At 58.8% G+C, this 19,269-nt stretch carries 21 protein-coding genes; 6 read left to right on the forward strand and 15 right to left on the reverse strand.

The genetic code is table 11. The features are described from left to right. Nucleotides 1-122: 122 nt before the first annotated feature. The 3 genes from AC3WLP_RS09525 to AC3WLP_RS09535 form a co-directional block, all read right to left on the reverse strand. A complete protein-coding gene (locus tag AC3WLP_RS09525) occupies nucleotides 123-542 on the reverse strand; it encodes a site-specific integrase (protein ID WP_088512172.1) in 420 nt (139 codons plus the stop codon). A gap of 176 nt (nucleotides 543-718) precedes the next feature. Continuing rightward, nucleotides 719-1,192 carry an OsmC family protein gene (locus AC3WLP_RS09530; protein WP_017147656.1) on the reverse strand — a complete coding sequence of 158 codons (474 nt, stop codon included), beginning with the start codon at nucleotides 1,190-1,192 and terminating at the stop codon, nucleotides 719-721. A gap of 1,041 nt (nucleotides 1,193-2,233) precedes the next feature. Then, nucleotides 2,234-2,815: an MliC family protein gene (locus AC3WLP_RS09535; protein ID WP_017147655.1), complete on the reverse strand. Its 582-nt coding sequence runs from the start codon at nucleotides 2,813-2,815 to the stop codon at nucleotides 2,234-2,236. A gap of 267 nt (nucleotides 2,816-3,082) precedes the next feature. Here AC3WLP_RS09535 and dapF point away from each other — a divergent pair, with 267 nt between their 5' ends. Next, nucleotides 3,083-3,889 (forward strand): diaminopimelate epimerase, encoded by an 807-nt coding sequence (gene dapF / locus AC3WLP_RS09540; protein ID WP_012052513.1) that lies wholly within the window; start codon nucleotides 3,083-3,085, stop codon nucleotides 3,887-3,889. Between the two features lie 281 nt (nucleotides 3,890-4,170). Here the strand turns inward: dapF and AC3WLP_RS09545 are convergent, their stop codons facing one another. From AC3WLP_RS09545 to AC3WLP_RS09560, 4 genes are read right to left on the reverse strand one after another with little or no spacing between them, the layout of a single operon-like run. Continuing rightward, the gene (locus tag AC3WLP_RS09545; RefSeq protein WP_080580377.1) at nucleotides 4,171-4,530 is read right to left on the reverse strand and encodes an ASCH domain-containing protein; all 360 of its coding nucleotides are present in this window, start codon (nucleotides 4,528-4,530) and stop codon (nucleotides 4,171-4,173) included. A gap of 33 nt (nucleotides 4,531-4,563) precedes the next feature. After that, nucleotides 4,564-5,148: a nucleotidyltransferase family protein gene (locus tag AC3WLP_RS09550; RefSeq protein ID WP_014756466.1), complete on the reverse strand. Its 585-nt coding sequence runs from the start codon at nucleotides 5,146-5,148 to the stop codon at nucleotides 4,564-4,566. A 7-nt stretch (nucleotides 5,149-5,155) separates the two neighbouring features. Next, nucleotides 5,156-5,455 carry a helix-turn-helix transcriptional regulator gene (locus AC3WLP_RS09555; RefSeq protein WP_012052511.1) on the reverse strand — a complete coding sequence of 100 codons (300 nt, stop codon included), beginning with the start codon at nucleotides 5,453-5,455 and terminating at the stop codon, nucleotides 5,156-5,158. After that, nucleotides 5,448-5,702 (reverse strand): hypothetical protein, encoded by a 255-nt coding sequence (locus tag AC3WLP_RS09560; RefSeq protein WP_012052510.1) that lies wholly within the window; start codon nucleotides 5,700-5,702, stop codon nucleotides 5,448-5,450. Before AC3WLP_RS09560 ends, AC3WLP_RS09555 begins: the two co-directional genes overlap by 8 nt. A gap of 357 nt (nucleotides 5,703-6,059) precedes the next feature. Between AC3WLP_RS09560 and AC3WLP_RS09565 the strand changes: the two genes are divergently transcribed. Together AC3WLP_RS09565 and AC3WLP_RS09570 are read left to right on the forward strand one after the other, a co-directional pair. Next, complete coding sequence (locus AC3WLP_RS09565; protein ID WP_256596054.1) at nucleotides 6,060-6,500, forward strand: hypothetical protein; 441 nt, start codon at nucleotides 6,060-6,062, stop codon at nucleotides 6,498-6,500. Nucleotides 6,501-6,586: 86 nt separating this feature from the next. Beyond that, on the forward strand, nucleotides 6,587-6,844 hold the full coding sequence (locus tag AC3WLP_RS09570) for a hypothetical protein (protein WP_004576696.1): 258 nt from the start codon (nucleotides 6,587-6,589) through the stop codon (nucleotides 6,842-6,844). A 270-nt stretch (nucleotides 6,845-7,114) separates the two neighbouring features. Here the strand turns inward: AC3WLP_RS09570 and AC3WLP_RS09575 are convergent, their stop codons facing one another. After that, nucleotides 7,115-7,780 carry an SOS response-associated peptidase gene (locus AC3WLP_RS09575; protein WP_088512170.1) on the reverse strand — a complete coding sequence of 222 codons (666 nt, stop codon included), beginning with the start codon at nucleotides 7,778-7,780 and terminating at the stop codon, nucleotides 7,115-7,117. 120 nt (nucleotides 7,781-7,900) lie between these two features. Further along, nucleotides 7,901-9,271: a response regulator c-di-GMP phosphodiesterase, NosR family gene (gene nosR / locus AC3WLP_RS09580; RefSeq protein ID WP_088512169.1), complete on the reverse strand. Its 1,371-nt coding sequence runs from the start codon at nucleotides 9,269-9,271 to the stop codon at nucleotides 7,901-7,903. Nucleotides 9,272-9,468: 197 nt separating this feature from the next. Between nosR and AC3WLP_RS09585 the strand changes: the two genes are divergently transcribed. Genes AC3WLP_RS09585 through AC3WLP_RS09595 form a run of 3 tightly spaced genes read left to right on the forward strand, consistent with a single transcriptional unit; the run spans nucleotide 9,469 to nucleotide 13,678 of the window. Continuing rightward, nucleotides 9,469-10,467 (forward strand): cytochrome-c peroxidase, encoded by a 999-nt coding sequence (locus AC3WLP_RS09585; RefSeq protein WP_088512168.1) that lies wholly within the window; start codon nucleotides 9,469-9,471, stop codon nucleotides 10,465-10,467. Next, nucleotides 10,464-12,278, forward strand: coding sequence for a DAHL domain-containing protein (locus tag AC3WLP_RS09590; protein WP_088512167.1), 1,815 nt, complete (start codon nucleotides 10,464-10,466; stop codon nucleotides 12,276-12,278). The genes AC3WLP_RS09585 and AC3WLP_RS09590 overlap by 4 nt, the downstream gene beginning before the upstream one ends. Then, a complete protein-coding gene (locus AC3WLP_RS09595) occupies nucleotides 12,275-13,678 on the forward strand; it encodes an ATP-binding protein (RefSeq protein ID WP_088512166.1) in 1,404 nt (467 codons plus the stop codon). The genes AC3WLP_RS09590 and AC3WLP_RS09595 overlap by 4 nt, the downstream gene beginning before the upstream one ends. A gap of 72 nt (nucleotides 13,679-13,750) precedes the next feature. Here the strand turns inward: AC3WLP_RS09595 and AC3WLP_RS09600 are convergent, their stop codons facing one another. The 6 genes from AC3WLP_RS09600 to AC3WLP_RS09625 all read right to left on the reverse strand — a co-directional run bounded on the left by AC3WLP_RS09600 (nucleotide 13,751) and on the right by AC3WLP_RS09625 (nucleotide 19,256). Next, nucleotides 13,751-14,227, reverse strand: coding sequence for a GNAT family N-acetyltransferase (locus AC3WLP_RS09600; RefSeq protein WP_012052503.1), 477 nt, complete (start codon nucleotides 14,225-14,227; stop codon nucleotides 13,751-13,753). A 211-nt stretch (nucleotides 14,228-14,438) separates the two neighbouring features. Beyond that, entirely contained in the window at nucleotides 14,439-15,140 is a 702-nt protein-coding gene (locus tag AC3WLP_RS09605; protein WP_088512165.1) for a VIT1/CCC1 transporter family protein, read from the reverse strand. A gap of 69 nt (nucleotides 15,141-15,209) precedes the next feature. Next, nucleotides 15,210-16,175 carry an FAD:protein FMN transferase gene (locus AC3WLP_RS09610; RefSeq protein WP_047604930.1) on the reverse strand — a complete coding sequence of 322 codons (966 nt, stop codon included), beginning with the start codon at nucleotides 16,173-16,175 and terminating at the stop codon, nucleotides 15,210-15,212. Further along, nucleotides 16,165-18,345 (reverse strand): PepSY domain-containing protein, encoded by a 2,181-nt coding sequence (locus AC3WLP_RS09615; RefSeq protein WP_088512164.1) that lies wholly within the window; start codon nucleotides 18,343-18,345, stop codon nucleotides 16,165-16,167. The genes AC3WLP_RS09610 and AC3WLP_RS09615 overlap by 11 nt, the downstream gene beginning before the upstream one ends. Nucleotides 18,346-18,370: 25 nt before the next feature. Continuing rightward, a complete protein-coding gene (locus AC3WLP_RS09620; RefSeq protein ID WP_088512163.1) occupies nucleotides 18,371-18,841 on the reverse strand; it encodes a DUF2271 domain-containing protein in 471 nt (156 codons plus the stop codon). A 91-nt stretch (nucleotides 18,842-18,932) separates the two neighbouring features. Further along, nucleotides 18,933-19,256 carry a PepSY domain-containing protein gene (locus AC3WLP_RS09625; protein ID WP_003248168.1) on the reverse strand — a complete coding sequence of 108 codons (324 nt, stop codon included), beginning with the start codon at nucleotides 19,254-19,256 and terminating at the stop codon, nucleotides 18,933-18,935. Nucleotides 19,257-19,269 lie beyond the last annotated feature (13 nt).

Raw genomic sequence — 19,269 nt, forward strand, 5'->3', positions numbered from 1 at the left:
GAGAGGGGAGTTTCAGCCAGTAAAACCTACTCATCCCCACCCGCTAAACCCCATTGCATAGCGCATGGTGATGTTAGCGGTAGAAATCAAGTGCTTGTCCTGCGGGGGTTCCAGAGGTGTATTTAGGCCCTGTCGTCAGTCTTGGGCCATTTTTGGGCCAATTCGACTCGGGGCGGCAGCTTCTCCAGCTCCCTCCAGTCCGAGGAGGAGCTGATCCATTTCGCGTAGGTAGAGAGCAACATCTCGACACTGTGGCCAAGCTGGCTCGCGATGAACGCGGGGTTCATCCCAGGCATCAGGCATAGGGTGGCGTAGGTGTGGCGGGTGTCGTACTGACGGCGTTCACGGATGTTCAGCGCCTTCAGCGCCGATTTGAAGGGGCGGATTGTAACACTTGGCTCGTTGATCCACAGCCCACCTTTGCTAGGTTGGAGCACGAAGGGGCTAGTCGGGTGGGCCGACTTGGACGCCATGCGACGAAGGGTAGCGATTGGCTGGGCATGGTTGATGGCGTTCAATGCGCGCTCGTTTAACAGGACCACCCGATGATGCTTGGTTTTCGTCTGGTCAGGTTTTCGCTTCAGATTGATCGCGGTCGGTTGTGGTTATCAGCTTTCGACCCTTATCGGCCTCTCGTGAAAGAGTGCCTCGCCCCTTCTATTGATAGCGTCGATTAGAAGCCATTGTTAAACAACGGAAGCAGTTGTATTCAAAACATCTAGTCTTGATGCTTGATAACAGCACTGCATCTGATAGGGAAGTTGACTGAGTTGGCAATGAAACATTCGTGGTGAGCATCGTCATGCAGGCGTCTTGCAAGATCCAGATTTGACTGGCTGCTGATAATGACCTGAGGCCTTAACTCAGCGTCTTTGAAATGGCCCTTGCGCTGGCCATCCCCTTCAAGCATCCGGCCCACCGGGTAGTCGACATATTCCAAGACGTTCACGTTGTTGACTGCGCACAGATGAAGATACCAAAGCTTGTGGCAGGCCGAGATCGAGGCCAGCAACATGTCTTCAGGGTTCCAGCGTTCAGGGTTCCCGCGAAAGGCGGGGTCGGCAGAGCCAAGGATAGGTGCCTTGCCTGGAGCCTCCACGTTGAAGTCTCTCTGGTACGCCGTGTAACTGGCAGTACCTTCACCCGTGTTACCTATCCAATTTACCGTGACAGCGTAATGGTGTTCTTTCATGGTCACTCCTGTGTCGAAAGACGGCCGGAAAATCTTGCCCATCGCTTGGGTGCGGTTATCTTGCTCTCGATTGAGGGCTCTGCACCAGCATCTAGTGTTTGCAGCGACGCATGAGCAATCCGAGCACATGCAATGATCCGAACTGCGAACAGTCCTGATTGCTGGCTTCCTCGTGCTCTCTGTCGTGTCCTTGGCTTGAGGATATCGAAACCCTATCTCAGGCTTGGGGCCTCAACACGCACAGTGGTGCTTCAGCTCAACGGAGCCTTCGCCGCCGCCTCGATCGCGTCGAGGTCCAACTCAATTGTTTCGGGCATGACGATTCCTTGGCCGTTCTTGCGACCGGCCTGTGCTTTAATGGGCGATTGTTGAAATGGATTTTTCTAGCGAGGGATAACGCTTATGTTTGCTGTCGGAATTGCGCTTCTTGCCGTAGGATTAGGCACTTCAAATCCTGGGCTCTGGATACCGGGCGCCGCGCTCATGGCTGCCCGCATCGTGAAACGAGCACGCAGCTGACCCCTTGGCCGCCATATCGCGGCAGTGAATAGAGGGAGAAGGGGACAGGGGTTAAATCAGAAAGAGTACGGATTTGCCCTCAGATCAGAAGGACCTGCGCTGCGGAGCCGTCGTCCCCAGCTTTTGCCAGGACGTGCGCCCACCTTTATCTCGAAGAAATAGACCAGACGGTGCTCATGGGTGATGCAGGGGGTGCGTAGACACACGTCAATTAGGCGGTTGAGGTTGCCAAGGATGGTGAGGTTGGCACTCTGCCAGTGGCAGCTTGGACAAGGGCTCCCTCCGGGTCAATGTGCACCCAGCGGCGAGGTCATTCGATTATGATCTGGAATTGACCGCTACAGGGTACCTTGGATCGGGCTATCTATATCGGGGTCGAATGCGGCCAGTCCCAGAATGGCTGCAATCGACTCAAAGCGGTCGGTCACGGTCTATCTTTTAAGACTTGAGTCAGATTGATCGAGGCCTTGATGCCGATAGCTACCCCTGGAGAATTTCTGCAATGGGTCATAGCGGCGGCTTTCAACGTGCTGTGCAGTGCATTTCCGGCCCCTGATAGCCCCACACCACGATGGCCTCGCCATCGTGCTCCCATAAACTCTCATTTTGTCCCTGGTAGCGCGCGCCGCTTGCGGTCTGTTCTAGGTACATCAGCGAACTGCGGTCACCGAACTCGACGATGGCCGTGGGCGGCTCGGTGCGGAAGAAGCGGGCAACCACTTCCTTGGCCGGGTTGCCGTCACACTGGTAGAACACGGGGCCGGTGGCCTCGACCAGCCGGTAGCGCGCCTGCAGTTCGGCGATGCGCAGGCGGTAGCTGTCGGCGATGCAGGCGGGCTGGTCCGCGCTTTTCCAGCAATCGTTGCGGCCTTTGATCCAGCCCCGTTGCTCGGTCTTGAGCACCGGCGGATGTTCATTGCCGGCCTTCTGCTGCGCGGCTGTGTAGACCTCGGCCATTTTCCGGTCCAGTGCCGAGAGCGGCTCGCTCTGGCAGATCTGTTGTTCGATGCTGCCGGCCTCGACCTGAGTGCAGTTGAAGGCAGGTCCCTTAGCTTGGGTGTGCGACAGAGGCAGGGTGAGCAGCAGGGGAAGCCAGTGCTTCATGGGAACCACCATTAGCGATTCAGAATACTGGGCTCAGTCTAGCTCTGCGCTGACTGACGTGGAGGGTGGTCTATCTTTTCGGCGGCTAATGACTGCTATTGGCCGATTGCGGTCATTGCTAGCAAGTCGCTGACATCTATTATTTCACCATCGCTCTAACCTGGTGTGGAATCCTCAACCGGGCCCCGCTAGCGCCTCAGCGGTTGTGTGCTATGTTTCTAACTCCATTCATTATTCCCCGCCCCGAGCGCCTTGGTCTCATAACTCATGCAGTTCGTAAAATATCACGCGGCTGGCAACGACTATCTCGTCTACCACGACAAAACGCCATTCGATTGCTCTATGCTGGCCATCTCGGTGATATGCGACCGGCATAGAGGGTTAGGCAGTGACGGCATCCTGATTCCTGTAATCGAGCCAGGCAAGATGCTCTCAGTGCAGATTCTCAATACCGATGGCTCCGAGGCGGAAAAGAGTGGCAATGGATTGCGAATCCTATGTCGCTACCTTTGGGATCAGCGCATCGTTTCGCACGAACCCTTCGAGTTGTTAACCAAAGGCGGTAAGGTTCGTTGCCAGGTACTTGACGACGGCCGACGCATTTCCATTGCCATGGGTATGGCGACATTCCCCGAGAACGAACGACACTCAATGGAAGTCGATGGCATGCGCCTGCACCTGAACCTTGTGTCGATGGGCAACCCCCATTGCGTGGTGTTTGTCGATCAGACGACTGAGGCACTTGCACGCAAGCTTGGGCCAACCATTGAGCAATTGTCGCTCTTCCCAAACAGAACCAACGTGCAATTCGTGAACGTTGTCGATCGCCGAAACCTGATGGTGCAGATCTGGGAGCGTGGCGTGGGCTACACCCTATCTTCAGGCACCAGCAGCTGTGCCGCTGCGGCAGTCTCACGACGACTTGGGTTCGTTGACGATCATGTGACAGTGCACATGCCTGGCGGTCAGATCACCATCGAACTTGATGAGGACAACCACGTACTCATGAAGGGCCCGGTGTGCAAAATTGGGAAGTACTGGTTGGATCCGGAGTGTCTGGCACAGATTGGTTGAATACGCGGCACCTCTGTATTCGCCGTTATCGCGTGGACTGATCAAGCGTAGGTAAGTGGAACTAAGATCGAGAGTGCCGGATGAAGAGCAGGCAACAAACGAGGTTCTCTGATCAGGGAGATAAGAGAGCATGAGGCGTTCAACCTTGGATCATCTGGCCATTGTTTCACCGACCCGTCCGTTGGGGGCGCAATTTGTTGAGCGTCAGCTTGGAGCGAAACGGCTTTGCCAGATAACGTCAGTTTGCAGTAAGCGTCTGCCCAACACATCTTGCTCAATGTTCAGGGTTCTTCTGTATGCAGGAAATCTACCTCGTAGATACCCCGCGCCGCGCGGATGGTAACAGGGGATATTGGTCTTATGTCACTCAACTCCCATGCGAGCCAGCCGTCTTCAAAATAACTTGCGCAGGCTGCTTCCATGTCAGCCAGGATGAACGGACGCACGGCTTTTACGCGCACAATCGCGACCGCAATACCGTCATCATCTTCCTCCCCGTCGGCATGAAGAAAACGCCCATTTTCGACAATCAGAAGATCCTCGGTAGGTTGTAAGTCTGGATGCCAACGACGGACTTCGAGTGTTTTCTGGCCAGAAGCGATTCGACTGCCACTGGGCCGTACAATTGATAAAGCCTTGATGGTTCTCTCCTAAAAGATATGCGTCCGGCTAAGTTACTTTGTCGGAGGGATGGGAGGTACCGCTACGAGCGCAAGCTTGAGCTGCGGCCAGATTTTCACCCAATTTTTGGACTTGAGGCGGCTTTGATAGATCGCAGTTTTCTCCGTGGCGAACCTCCCCGCTGGCCTGATAATCAAGTCAAAAAGATCATCAAGCCCCAAGGGCGCCGCGACCTCGCATGAGCCTTTCTCTCGCAGTGCTACGGCTACCGCCGTTGCGGTTTCTGGCCAGTAGCGCATTGCGTCGGTCGCTGAGAGATATGGCTTATCGCCGTTCTGAGCATGCATTCTCGCTTGATTTTTCACAGACCATAATACGTTCGGCTCTAGACCTCTGAGAACTGCTTCCAGGGCTTCATCTTGCTCTGGTGTGCAGCGTTGTGCATCAAACCAGATCACATCAACGTCTGTTGAAATCGGGGATGAATCGCGCCCGTGCAGATAATCCCAAACCGCGTTTCGTACAAAGCCTGCTCCGATCCAGCAGTCTGGCAATCCCAAGGAGCGCACTATTTCGAGTAACCGCCACCGAATGGGGTCATCTGAGATAATCGCTTGGATTTTCGAACTATTGTCCACTCAGAAATCACCTTGCAGCAGCACTTAGATCGTTATCGGCGGAAGCTGAAAGCATTTCCATCCCGAGCATCAATGCATCCAGTTCGAGCCTGTTCAACGTTAATGGCGGCATCTCGAAGTCGGCATCCAAGGCATACCCCACGCCGGCGGTACCATAGATTGGGATTCCACTGAAGGAAAGATCGTCGATGTATCGATAGATTGAGCGAACGGAAACGCCAATTCGGCTAGCCAGTCGTTCAGCAGAGATCGGCTGATGGACACGAATCAGATTTACCAATTGAAATAAGCGATCAGCTTTACGCACTAGGTGTGCCCAACTGAGAGTCCTTTGCAAGCTCGATGGCCGCGTTAATGGCGGCCCGAGCTTGGGGGCTATTCTTCCAGCAACTCGATCCCACTGCTGCCGATGCCTGAGCCAGGATGTCACAAGCATTCGCTTTGCTGAGCACAGCCAGCGAGTCAATGCCCATCTGCTCAAGGCGAGCGATAACGGCCGGCCCTACGCCCTTTAGGGCCAACAAGGCATTATGTTCCGTCAGTGGAAATGGCATCCGTAAACTCCTGTTATCGGCCAATGAAACAACCGGAGTTTGCCCGACGGGACAGGGCATCTCAATAGATGGACTCCATCGCCCTCGGCGTAAGCATCAGAACGGTGCGCGCGTCAGGTTTGGGCCAATTTTGGGCCACAGCCCACCTTTGCTCGGGTGAAGCACAAAGGGTCTGACCGGGTATGGGGTTTTGGACGCCATACGCCGGAGCGTGGCCATCCGCTAGGCCAGGTTGTCCATCCGCCGGTAATTCATGGCGCTCGCCTAGCGGAACACCGTAGCCACTTTCCTTGAGCGACCGTGCGTTGACCGCGCGGCGATTGAAGGGGGGGCTTGTGGTGCGATCACGGCTGTTAAATGAAAAAAGCAGATGTAAAAAAATGTAACACGCACCTTCAGCAGTGGATTCATTGGAATAGCTGTGTATTCTGTCTCTCCAGTCAAGAATATGAGTTCAAGGTCCGTTCCATGCGTGATCGCGGCAAAATCTATTGGGAATGGGCCAATTCTGCGTTGCATTCCCGCAATTACGATGAGCGCCTTCCCTGCGGCACTTTAATCAACATCCAAGCCCGACTCTCACTTGAAAACGTCACTCAACTTTTCCTGGGTATCTACGGGAAAAAAGGCGTGCTCTTGCTCGAAGAGGTACACCCTGACTGCCGTGGACAGAAACTGTCCGCGGCGATGGCCTGGGCGCTCGAGCGTGCTCACGACTGGGTCGCCAAGGCGTTTCCTGCGCCCAAAGCACCAGGGCCTGAACCACTCCCGCGCAGAGGCTCGCGTCTTCACGGATAACGATGCAGGGAAAACGGAACGCTCGTCAGATCGCTTGAGTCGTATCTCCATCAAAAGCGCATTGAGGCGCCCAGTTGGAGAAAATGATGAGCCTTCAGTCCACCAGTCATGACCTTTACGTGCATGCCTACCTTGGTTACCAGGCATCGATTTACGTGCTGTGGGAGTCGAGCGTCGAATTTCCCACGGGGATGTTGGTCGAGGTAGGGAAGCCGGGCGCAACGGCGCGAACCCTGCGTGTGAGCCGACCATTCTCCTCTTCGACAGAAGCCATTCTCGAAGGGAAGGTTATGGCTGAACAGTACGTGGAAAGTCAAAAAAGCGGAGCTTGTGCTGCCAGGTGAATTCGCCGAGGTCTGATCGGACCCACCGCAACCACGGGCAGGTCGACCACCTGCGAATCTGTGCAGCTGTTGATAACGGTATTCCCTGTTCGTCGAGTCGAGCCATTTCAACAGTAACCGCTTGCGCAAGTGCCATTGTGGACGGTGGTGTTACCAATCGTCGTGCTGCGCGGGTTCCAAGTCGACGCGGTCCCCGAGTCGAAACCCTGCACATCAGTGGTCGATGATGTTGCGCTACCGGTACTTGGGCCGGCATGGTCTACTACCGCTTCACTGAAGCGGCTCTATCAGCTCGGCGCCTTGGTTGCGCACATTGCCAATGGCTGTGCTCACTCGATACCACTCGAAGGCCTCGGCTGGCTCACTTAGGTTGAGCGCCATCTGCTCGGCCTGTTCCCCGGGCATCGCGGTTTGCATCCACTCACGCGCAAGGTCTGGGGCCAAAACCACTGGCCTGCGGTCGTGCACATCCACCATTCCGCCCTGAGCATCGGCCGTAATGATGACGAACCCATCATGCTCGCTGCCAGCGAACTGGCCGATGCTGGCGCAAAGGGAAGGGCGCCCGTCCCGGCGTCGGATGTAGTACGGCTGTTTCTTCGGTCCGCCTTCATCGACCCATTCATACCAGCCGTCGATCGGCGTTATGCCTCGGTGCGGCCAGATCGCCCGGAAGAAGGGGCCGTGTGCCACCTTTTCGACCCTGGCGTTGATCGGCGCGGCACGGTCGGTCGCCCAATGCGGCCGCCAGCCCCATCTCACCAGGTCCGCCCGCGGGCCTGCTTCATCCACTCGCAGCACTGCCACCGGGGTGGTCGGCGCGACGTTGTACCGGCCAAGTGGCTGGTCGCCGACGTTGTTCCGCCAGGCCTCTGGCAGGCTCAGGGTTTCGACAAAGTCGTGTATGCCTCGGTACTGACTCAACCTTCCACACATGCGCAACCCTCCTGCCAGAGCAAGCATAGCGCTTGGGTGTATTGCCGGTGTGGATGACGCCGACGTGGTGCTGTACGCGCAGTTCTGACGGTGCCGGGCTGAATGAGCGCCCCACCTCCTTCAGCACGGCGCCAAGTCTGATCTTCCAGGCGTTATAGGGTCGTTCGAAGGGACCCTTACAAAAATGCAGTACTTACCGCCTTCCATCGATTCAAAGGCCACCAGCTTTTCCACCAGTGCGGCGCTCAAAACCTTGCCGGCGTTAAGCAGCAACATGCCGTTGTCGGCGTTCAGGTTGCGCGCAAGCACCATTCCCGGCGCCAGGTCACGGGTGGTACACACCTTGACTTCAGGGTCCACCAGGGTGATATCGCTGTGGAACGAGGCGCAAACCTGGACGAAATCCTCAAGGAGCGCCGGGTCATACAACCGGTCGGCGTACTTGCGCAGGTAGAGCAAGGCCTCATCGCTGTTCATCTGCCGTTCAAGAATCAAACCCCGTTGCAGCTCAACGAAGTCCACGGCCAGCTTGAGCAAGCGAGCGCCGAACGGGATAGCTTCACCTTTGAGCCGGTCCGGGAAACCGCTGCCGTCCCAGTGCTCCTGATGATGCAGGATCAGGCGCGCGGCATCTTTCATGGGCTCAAGGGTCATCAGCAGCGCTTCACTTTGGCGTGGGTAGTCGCGATAGCGGTCGCGGTCGCCGTGCATCAGCTGGTCCGATGGGGCTACGATCATGCTATCCGGCCAACTCAATTTGCCTATGTTGTACAGCGCCGCAGCCATGGCCAGATCGCGGCTTATCGCCTCGTCCAAGGCGTGGACCCGACAGTAGCAACGCACCAGTTCGATGATCTGTCGATTGGTCTGCTTGGCTGGAGGCAGCCGCAGATTAGCCAACATCGAGAACACCTCGGTCCCGGTCACATAACTGTGTTTCAGTTCTTCGTAGGCCAGATCGAGCATGTCAGCGGTCTGCTGCAGCTCCGCGGTACGGGCTGCAACGCGTTTCTCCAAGTCGTTATTGAGCAGTCTCAACTGGGCGTTCTGCCGACGTGCCAGCAGCTCCAGGCGTTGGCGCTCGCGTTCGGAATGCTGGTGGTCCAGGGCCTGGCGCAAGGTCATCAGCAATTCGTCGTCGTTCCAGGGCTTGCTGATGTAACGGTGGATTTGACCGTCATTGACGGCCTTGATGATTGCGCTTGGGTCGGCATAGCCGGTCAGCAAGATCCTGACGGTCGATGGGTGATGCTGATTGATCTGTGCCAACAAGGTGGCGCCGTCCATCCCGGGCATGCGCGCATCGCTCATCACCAGATCAACCGGGCCCTCGGCCATCTGCGCCAGTGCCTGCTCTCCGCTGGTCGCCAGCTTCACGTCATAGGGTTGGCCACGCAATAGCCGACGCAGACTGTTAAGGATCGACTCCTCGTCGTCTACCAGCAACACGGTCGGCCGATAGGGTGAAATCAGGGGCGGTTGCACGTCCATGGCAGGCCTCACGTGGTCGATCGATGGAGGCACTCGAGCTCAACGAGCGCTTAGGTCAAAGGCTAGTTCATTTTTCCGTGACAGGTGCCGGGCAAGGTGTGGCGGGTGGCAGGCAAATTGTCTGGAAGGCATCTAACCTGACGGCATGGCACCACCCTTCTGTAAGTCCGTCAGCCCAGGGAAAAGGATTCTCCCGGATGTCAGCGCGCACAACCTGTCGTTATCGTTCCGCTCTTCACCTGCAGCGCTTGCGCCGTTGTCTGGGCCTGTGGGTGCTGCTCGTTCTGAGCGGAGGCAGCGGGGCGGAGCCGCTGGACGAGCCGCTCAAGCCGCTGCCTCCGATACCCACTCTGGCACCTGGGCGTGTCGAGTTGGGCCGCCAGTTGTTCAACGATCCGCGGTTGTCGCGCAACGGCACACGGTCCTGCGCCAGCTGTCACCGTCTGGACAAGTACGGGGCCGATGACCGGGCGTTTTCCATGGGGGCAGATGGCCTGCCGCTTACGCTCAATACGCCAACGGTACTCAATGCCAGCCTTAATTTCCGACAGTTCTGGAATGGCCGGGTCGAGTCACTCGAGGAGCAGGGGGAGGCCGTGATCACCAGCGCTCACGAGATGGGCGGAGACTGGGGCGTGATCGAGCAGCGCATCGCTGCAGACGTGCATTACCGCCAGGCGTTCAAGGATGCCTACCCGGACGCGGTGACAAAGGACAACATCCTCAGCGCGTTGGCCGATTACCAAAGGACGCTTCTTACCCCTGGCGCACGCTTCGATCGTTACCTGCAGGGCGATACCGAGGCGCTTACCCTGGAGGAAAAATACGGCTACCAGCGCTTCAAGGACTATGGCTGCATCGCCTGCCACCAAGGGGTGAATATTGGGGGCAACATGTTCCAGAAATTTGGCGTGTTCGGCGACTACATCGCGGACCGCGGCCACCCCACCGAGGCGGATCAGGGCCGCTTCAACGTGACCGGAGAGGAGGCCGACCGGGGCGTGTTCAAAGTGCCGAGCCTGCGCAATGTGGCGATGACCGCGCCCTATTTTCACGATGGCTCGGCGCCTACGCTGGAGCGTGCGATCGATGTGATGTTTCAGTATCAGCTTGGACGAATCCCAAGCGATGAGGACCGCAGGCTCATCATGCTGTTCCTCAAAACCCTTACTGCTGAAAAGGCGGGTCAGCCATGAGGGTGATTTCCCGGCGCACAAGCCTGATTCTATTCAGTGGGTTGGTCCTTGTACTGGCGTCGATGCTGCTGTACCTGTACCTGAATTCCGGGTCAGAGCAGACCCAGACCTACAACGAATCCCGAGATCTCATTCGTCAGCTCAAGCAACAGGATGCTGTATGGGAAAACGAGGTGCTCAAGGCCCGGGTAGCCGTCTCTCATAACTATGATCCACTCGTGACCCCCCTCAAGGAGATGAAGCGGCTGTGGGCACGATTCGACAGCCGGGAAGCCGAACAAGGGCGCGTTGACGCAGACCAGTGGCGCGATGCCTATGACGGTTTTCTCTCTGCGTTTGGGGAAAAGGCTCGGCTCGTGGAGCAATTCAAATCGCACAATGCCTTGCTGCGAAATTCGTTGGCATTTCTACCCACAGCCGAGGACGGTATTCAGGCCCAGATCAACACCATGCTGGCCCCGAATCGGCCGGAGGTACACGTATTCGTTGCTGACACTTATGACCTGTTGCTAAGTACCCTGGAGTTCGCGCAGGTTACCTCTGTGGAAAGGGCTGCCGAGATAGAGGTGGGGTTAGGTAACCTGGCTGTTAACGCGCAGAACCTGCCCAAAGAGTTCCACACGCCCCTCAATTTGTTGAGTAATCACGTGGCGTTGATCCTGCGCGAGCAACCTGTCGTCAACCGCCTGCTCGAACAGATCGAGGCGATCCCGGTTGCCGAACGCCTGGATACGATCACCAGCCTCCTGGACAGGGATCAACAGCAGGTTGAAAGGATCAACCGTAAAAACCATCTCTACACGTTATGGCTATCCGGCTTGCTGATGTTCTCGGTCATTTGCCTGGCTGCGCTGCTGGTGCGCAGCTTCGCCGAGGTGAGACGGGTCAACAATGCGTTGCAAAGCGCCAATGATGTCCTGGAACAGCGGGTCGAGGATCGCACCCTGGAACTCAGAAACGCTCAGAGCGAATTGCTTAACGCGGCGCGCCAAGCGGGCATGGCGGAGATCGCTACCAATGTGTTGCACAACGTGGGCAACGTGCTCAACAGCGTGAACACATCCTCTGATCTGATCGCTCGAACGTTGCGCAGCAGCAAAACCCAGGGTTTGGGCAAGGCCATGCAACTGTTCCGCGAGCATGCCACTGACATCGGTCAGTTTCTCGACGAGGATCCCAGAGGCCGGTTGCTTCCCGGCTACCTCCACCAGCTGACCGAGGCGATCGCCGAGGAGCAGAAGGAGATGGTGATCGAGCTGGAGCGGATGAACAAGAGCATCGACCACATCAAGGAAGTGGTGGCCACCCAGCAATCCTACGCCGGGGCTAAAAATGTGCCAGTGCCGCTGTCGGTCAACGACCTGGTCGAGGACGCGCTGCGCATGAACGCAGGCGCGTTGATCCGGCATCAGGTGAGGGTAGTGCGCGACTTCGCAGATCTGCCTCTGGTGATGGGCGACCGGCATCGGCTGTTGCTGATACTGATCAACCTGATCAGCAACGCCAAGTACGCCATGTCCGGCCCCGGTAGCGACCCACGGACGATGATCCTCAGGACCCGCATCATTGAGGGGGGCTTGCTGGAAATGAGCGTGCTGGACGAAGGCGAAGGCATTGCGCCCGAAAACCTGCAGAAGATCTTTGCCCATGGCTTCACCACGCGCAAAGACGGGCATGGCTTCGGCTTACACAGTTGCGCCTTGGCCGCCATCGAGATGAATGGTCACCTGACCGCACACAGCGACGGCCCTGGCCTGGGTGCTGTCTTTACCCTGAGGATCCCGCTGATCGCGGTGACGGAGCCTGCATGAGTGACCTGACCAATCGCCGGATCCTGCTGATCGATGACATGCCGACTATCCACGAGGATTTTCGCAAGATCCTTGCCCCGGCCAAAGCGCAGAACACTGAGCTGGACGAGATGGAAGGGTTGTTGTTTGGCGAGCAGATCAAGAACGACCGACCGGTATTCGAACTCGATTCAGCCTATGGCGGTGAGGAAGGGCTCGGCCTGCTGAAGCGTGCGCTGCAGGCCAGCAAGCCTTACGCGTTAGCCTTCGTCGACATGCGAATGCCAGGTGGATGGGATGGCGCTCAAACCATTGAGCACCTGTGGGAAGAGGACCCGCTGTTGCAGGTAGTCGTCTGCACCGCCTACTCGGACTATTCCTGGGATGAGTTGCTTGACCGGCTGCGGGCCCACGATCGCCTGCTGATCCTGAAAAAACCGTTCGACAACATCGAGGTCCAGCAAATGGCCAGCACCTTGCTGACCAAGTGGGAAATGACCCAACGAGCCTCGCTGAAAATGCACCAGCTCGAACAGCGCGTAGAGCGGCGTACGCAGCAACTGACCCAGGCCAGCGAGGCGCTGCAGCAGGAGATCGAGGAGCGCAAGCAGCTGGAAAGCCAGCTGGTGCAATCGGAGAAGCTCGCCTCGTTGGGGCAGATGGCCGCCGGCGTGGCGCACGAGATCAACAATCCGATCGGTTTCGTGTCCTCCAACCTGGGCACTCTGGGAGGGTACTTTCAACAACTGTTAGCGATGCTCGACGCCTATCGCGAGGCCGAACTGATGCTCGGCGCAAACGAAACCACTGGGCGCTTGCAAAGGCTTCGTGAGCAGACTGAGCTGGAATTCCTCATGGAAGACATCCCGATCCTCATCAAGGAGTCCAAGGACGGAATCGGTCGAGTGGCGCATATCGTCAAGGACCTCAAAGACTTCTCGCGCGTTGACAACGCTCAGCAGTGGCAATTAGCCGATTTGCAGCAGGGCATTGACTCCACGCTCAACATCGTCGCGAGCGAGCTGAAACATAAAGCCGACGTGGTAAAACGGTACCAGCCGTTACCCCCTGTCGAATGCCTGCCGTCGCAGATCAACCAAGTGATAATGAACCTTGTGCTCAATGCCGTCCAAGCCATGGGCCCCGAGCGGGGCACCATCACATTGGGCACTGTTCATCAAGGCGGCTGGGTGTGCATCGACGTTGCGGATACAGGCGCTGGGATAGCACCGGAGAACATCAAGAAAATCTTCGATCCTTTTTTCACCACCAAGCCCGTCGGCCAAGGAACCGGGCTAGGCCTGTCCCTTTCCTACGGCATTGTAAAGAAACACGGAGGAGAGATATCTGTATCAAGTCAGGTCGGAGTGGGAACAACGTTTCGTGTACAACTGCCGGTTAAGCAGAGCGCAACGCTGTGACAGGGCACACAAGGTGGGTATACCACAACCCAACTAGGGCAGGGGGCGTGCCCCGGCGATCCCGCCAACCAGTCAATGTTTTGCGGTGGCGAGTAGCCGATAGCGTGAGAAGGGCGTGCCGTCGATATCCACCTCTGCGTCAAGGCAAAACCCCAGGCGAAGAATACCTTTGATTCGAGTTCTGGTTGATGGAAGCAATAGGGTAATGGACGCTAGCCCCATCTCCTGGAAAGCGCGCCGTACGATCTCATCGAAAATCACTCTGCCAAGCCCCCAGTAGTCTGGATGAAGCACCAAGGCAAGATCAGCGTCGCCGTCTTCCTGCTGCAGGCCACCCCAGCCGGCGAATTGACCGTCAACGAAAAAAGCCCAGGGACCATAGCCATTCAGTGCCCATTGGGCCTCTTTTTGGGCAACCCACACCTTGCATTTGCGTTCGTCAAAGTCGGGACGACCCAAGGGCATTTGGCGCAAGACATCGGGGTTGTTGTTGAGTGCGATGATGTCGGCGATGGGGGCGTCGCTCAGACGCCGGAAATGCAGCTGCATGATGTGCCTTGTCGAACGGCTTTAAACCTGATTTATAGCGCCTGCCATTGCCCCTTTTCAATCTTCAGATTCGTACCAGCTGAGACAATTCATGACATCGAAGAAACTGGGCCGAATACTCCGACGCTGAGTTCTGCGCCCTGGCCGAACGGTATTAGGCAGGATCGATGCATAGGCCGCCAATGGCGCGGCCTGAGGCCCGATTCTCGCGCTAGACCACCGCGCCAAACAAGTGCCCCACCAGTGCCGTGACGCCCATGGCCAACGCCCCCCAGAAGGTCACCCGCCAGGCGCCCGTCATGATGCTGGCCCCGCCAGCCTTGGCGGCAATAGCCCCCAATGACCCGAGAAATACCAATGACATGCCCGATATCCAGGGGCCCACGCTGTGCTCCCGTGCGACAAACGTCACCGCCAGCGGCAAGGCGGCGCCCACCACGAAGCTCGCGGCGGACGCCAGGGCGGCCTGCAACGGTTTGGCGGTGAGCGTGGCGCTGATGCCCAGTTCGTCGCGGGCGTGGGAGCCCAATGCGTCATGGGCCATCAATTGATCGGCCACTTGATGTGCCAGCTCGGGTGCTACTCCACGCTGCATGTAGATGTTGGCGAGTTCGGCGTGCTCAGCTTTCGGGTCGCTGGCCAGTTCTGCCCGTTCGCGGGACAGGTCCGCCCGCTCGGTATCGGCCTGGGAGTGCACCGAAATGTACTCGCCAGCGGCCATGGACATGGCCCCGGCCATCAGCCCCGCCATTCCGGTGACCAGCAACGTGGCGTGGCTGGCGTTGGCCGCCGCGACCCCAATCAGCAGGCTGGCGGTAGAGACAATGCCGTCGTTGGCCCCCAGGACAGCGGCGCGTAGCCAGCCGATACGATCACTTCTGTGTGCCTCGGTGTGCCTGTGCATGAATTTCATTGTTTGACGCGGCTCCCTGTCATCAGGCGGTTCACGTTGCACGGGTGCCGAGCGGGTCGGCAGCCGGCGTCAGCGGGCTTCAATTTGCACCTGCAGCTGTCCGCCGACAATGGATATTTCCCTGAACTGCTCACCTTCGCGCAGCACGAACAGTGCGTCCATCCCGCGTTCCTGAGCCAGACGAGGGCCCTCGGTTTCGCCCAGGACCATCAGCGCCGTGGCCCAGGCATCGGCGAGCATGCACGAGGTCGCCACCACGGTAACGGCGGCGAGCGCGTTGCACAGTGGTGCGCCGGTGGCCGGGTTCATGGTGTGAGCATAGGACTGACCGGCTATGTCGACCCACTGCCGGTAGTCCCCGGAGGTCGCGATTGACATATCGCTAAGCGCCATGACGCCCATGACTTCCCGCACGCCCCTTTTGGGCTTTTCCAGCGCCACGACCCAGCATTGTCCGTCAGGTTTGACGCCCCGGGCGCGCATCTCGCCATCGATACCGACCAAGTACCGCGTGATACCTGAACCTTCCAGGCAACGGGCCAGTTCATCCACGCCAAACCCTTTGGCAATCCCACTCAAGTCAAGGCTCAGCGGCACGCGCTTGCGCACCTGGTTGCGTTGTGGCTCAACCTCCAATGCGCCGCTGGCTAACAGCCGGGTGCGCGGCGCAGGGGAATCGATCACCTGCGTTGTGACCTGCCGCGCCGCTGGGCCGAAGCCCCACGCGCTCACCAGGTCACCGACAGCGATGTCGAAGGCGCCGCCGGATTGCCGGCTGACGCGCAATGCAGCAGACAGCACCGTGACCAGTTCCTTGGGCACCGATACCCATTCCTGCTCGGGGGCGGCATTGAGGCGGTTGAGGTCCGACTCGGGTTTCCAGGTGGACATTTGCTGGTCCACCCGGGCCACGGCGCGGGCCAGCTGCTGGCCAAGTTCGTCGGTATCCATCCCGGCCCCGGCATAAAACAGGGCGGTGTAGCGGGTGCCCATGGTTTCGCCGTTCAGGCTATAACGCTGCAACTCAGTAGACATCTTCACGGTAGCGTCCTTGTGCCTTGAGGATCAGCACGCTGAGGTGGAGGGGCGCCAAGACTTCATCCAGGGCCTGCATCACGCCTTTGGCCATTTCGCGACTGCCACACACCAGCACTTGGGCACCTTTTTCAATCAGCCGGCGCAAGGCGAGGGCATCACTGATCAGCCGGTCTTGTACGTAGCTGCGCTCCTGGACTTGAGAAAAGGCGGCGTGCAATTGCGTCAGGCGGCGGTCCGACAAGTATTGGTTGAGCTCCGGTTCGTAGAGAAAGTCCGAGGCCGGGTTGCGCCCGCCCCAATACAGGTGCATCGGGTGTCGGGCCTTGTTGTTGCGGATAAAACCGGCCAAAGGACCAATACCGGTGCCGGCGCCGATCAGGATTACCGGGTGCGTGCCCGATGCCGGACGAAATTGCGGGTTGGGCTGAATGAAGGCGTCAATCTGCGCGCCAATGTCCAGGCCGTGAAGAAATTCCGAGCACATGCCCCCGCTATGTTTACGCACACAGATCTCCAGCACGCCGTCCTGGGAACCGCTGGCCAGCGAGTAGAAGCGCGGGATTGGGCTGCCCGGGGGCAGAATCCCGACCAAGTCGCCGGCCAGAAAATTCGGCAGTCCGCCGCGAGCGTTGAAGCGCAGGACATGGGTCGGTGCATTTACCTGTTCGCCATAGGCAATCCGCTCTGTCAGCTCCAATGAATGGGTGCGCGGCTGCTGCGGGGTGTGAACCAGCGCCAGCGCCTGCCCCAACACGTCGCCCAGCGCGTGGCCCCAACGCGCAAACGCCTGAGGGCACTGGCGGTTGACGGTCTCCAGCCCCAGCAATGGCGAGCCACCGGCCTGCAACATCGCATGCTGCACTTGATGGGCGTACCGACAGAATCGCGCAAATTGGCGGTCGCCCAGGCCCAGCACCGCAAAGGGGAGGCCGGGCTTGACGCCGGTTTTGGCCAGCCGCGTCAGGAACTGCGAAGCCGAGGCCGGCGCATCGCCGTCACCGTGGGTCGCGGTAAGGATGAACACTCGTTTGGCATTAGGGTAATCGCCCAACCAGTCATTCATCGCCGCGCTGTGCACCTGATGGCCGCTTTGGTGCAAGGCGTCATGCAAGGTTTTGGCAAAACCCCAGGTGCTGTTGTTTTCACTGCCCACCAGAATCACGCTGTCGGCGGCATAAGCAGGGCTGTTGTGGCGGAGGCGCGGGCCAGCTTTGCGGCGGCGCCACCATAACAGAATGCCGGTCACGCTCATCAACGGCACGCAGAGGGCGCAGAGCCCGAGCAGCAGGCCCAGCCACCAGAGGCCTTCGCCAGTGTGCAACTGGTAGATCAATTCATAGAGGTTGAGCATTGGGTCGTGGGCTTGATAGGACAGCAAGGCGCCGCTGGCTTGGTCCACGTAGCCATCGCCCTGTGCTGTGCGCAGGGAAAACACATCGCGAGGGTTGCCGGGGCTCGGGTAGACCAGCTCGCGCAGGTCGTTCAGGTCGGTGGCTTGCAAGGCCTGCAGTTTTGCCACCGGCAAGGCCGGGCCGGCGCTGACGTGGGCAGGGAAGGCGGGTTCAGCTTGACTGCCGTCGGCGATAAAACCAAACGTGGTGGCGGACAGGTAGGCCCCGCTCAGTGCCGACAACAACAGTCCGAGCAAGGCCAGTCGCCCGACTTCAGCATGCCAGCGCTGGCTGAAAGTGCCCCGCAGCGGCCGTAGCAGGTTGCGCCAGCCACCCAGGCGTCGGGCCAGCAATAGCGCGCCGGACACTGACAGCGCCAGCATGAGCAGGGCACCAACACCCGACACCCCATGGCCCGGCGTGCCAAGGAACAGCGAGCGGTGCAGGTCTTTCACCCAGCGGGTGAACGCGGATGGCTCGTAAGGGGCGAGCCCTTGGCCGGTCAGTGGGTCGACCTTCTCCGCCCCGGCCTTGCCGTTCTGGTTGTAGTAGACGATCACCGTGCCGGACGCTGAGCGCTGGATCTGCTCCACCCCCGTAAAGTGGTTGGCTACGCGCCCGGCAAGTTGGCCGACGTTGAGTTGCCTGGCAGAAGTGGACGTGCTGTGCAGACGCTCCAGCGCCGGCTCGACAGACAGAATCGCGCCGCTGATGGCCAATACCATGACCAACAGGGCGGCGATCAGGCCAGGAAGGGAATGGAACTGACGAAGCATGTTCAGCCTCCGGAGGTGGCGGGTGCTACAGGTCGTAAGTAAAGGCGTCGACGTAGGCATTGCCGGTCGCGGGCTTGCCTGCGCCCTTGGAGGTCAGCGGCACGCTGACATCGCCGCGGGCGTCGCGTTTGTCCTCGACGGCGCTGTCGATGCGGATCTGATACCCGGCATCAATCAGCGTGTCCGCCAGTTCTACGCTGACTTTCAGCGTGCCCCCACTGCCGACGCTGGCGCCGCTGACCCCGTCGAATTCGCTCGGGTTCATCCCGCTGCCCCGGGCCCAGGCGGCCAGGTGCTTGTAATATTTGGCCTTCTTGCCGGCCACCCAGAGGGTTTTCTGGTACTGGCCATTGGCGTCGGTGACGTAGATCGCCAGGTAGGCATCATTGCCGCTGTAGTCCTTGAGCTGCGTGGTCAGGGTCACTTCACGGGCCTGGGCCAGCGCCGGTAGGGTAATGGCGCCGATGAGGCAGGTTGCTGCGATGATCTTCTTCATGAGCGTGTCCTCTTGATCGTCAGGTCGAGAGCCTGGACCTGCCGGCTGACAGCAACCTGAACGGCAGGAACATTCATAGACAGGTGAGTTGTCATTCGGCGAGCGGGCTGCCGAGATAGTCATTGGCATCGCCGTCATTGCGCAAATGGACCTCGAGTGTCTTCAGGCGCAGCGATGCCGGGGAGTAGCTGGCTTCGATGTCATTGCCCTTGCGGTCCAGGCCCTTGAGTTCGTAACAGCCGTCGTCGACCTTGATGCGCTGCACGCGCCAGCCGTATTGCCGCTCTACCTGCTGACGCAAGGTTTCGCGAGGCTGCCAGTCGCTTACTGGGTCGCTGCAGTCGTCACCGGCCAGGGCGTAACCGCTGACCAGCAAGCCCAACAGCGTGGCATTGGCAATAAAACCGGATTTCATGACTTGTCTCCTG

This window comes from Pseudomonas sp. FW305-E2, from assembly GCF_058782925.1.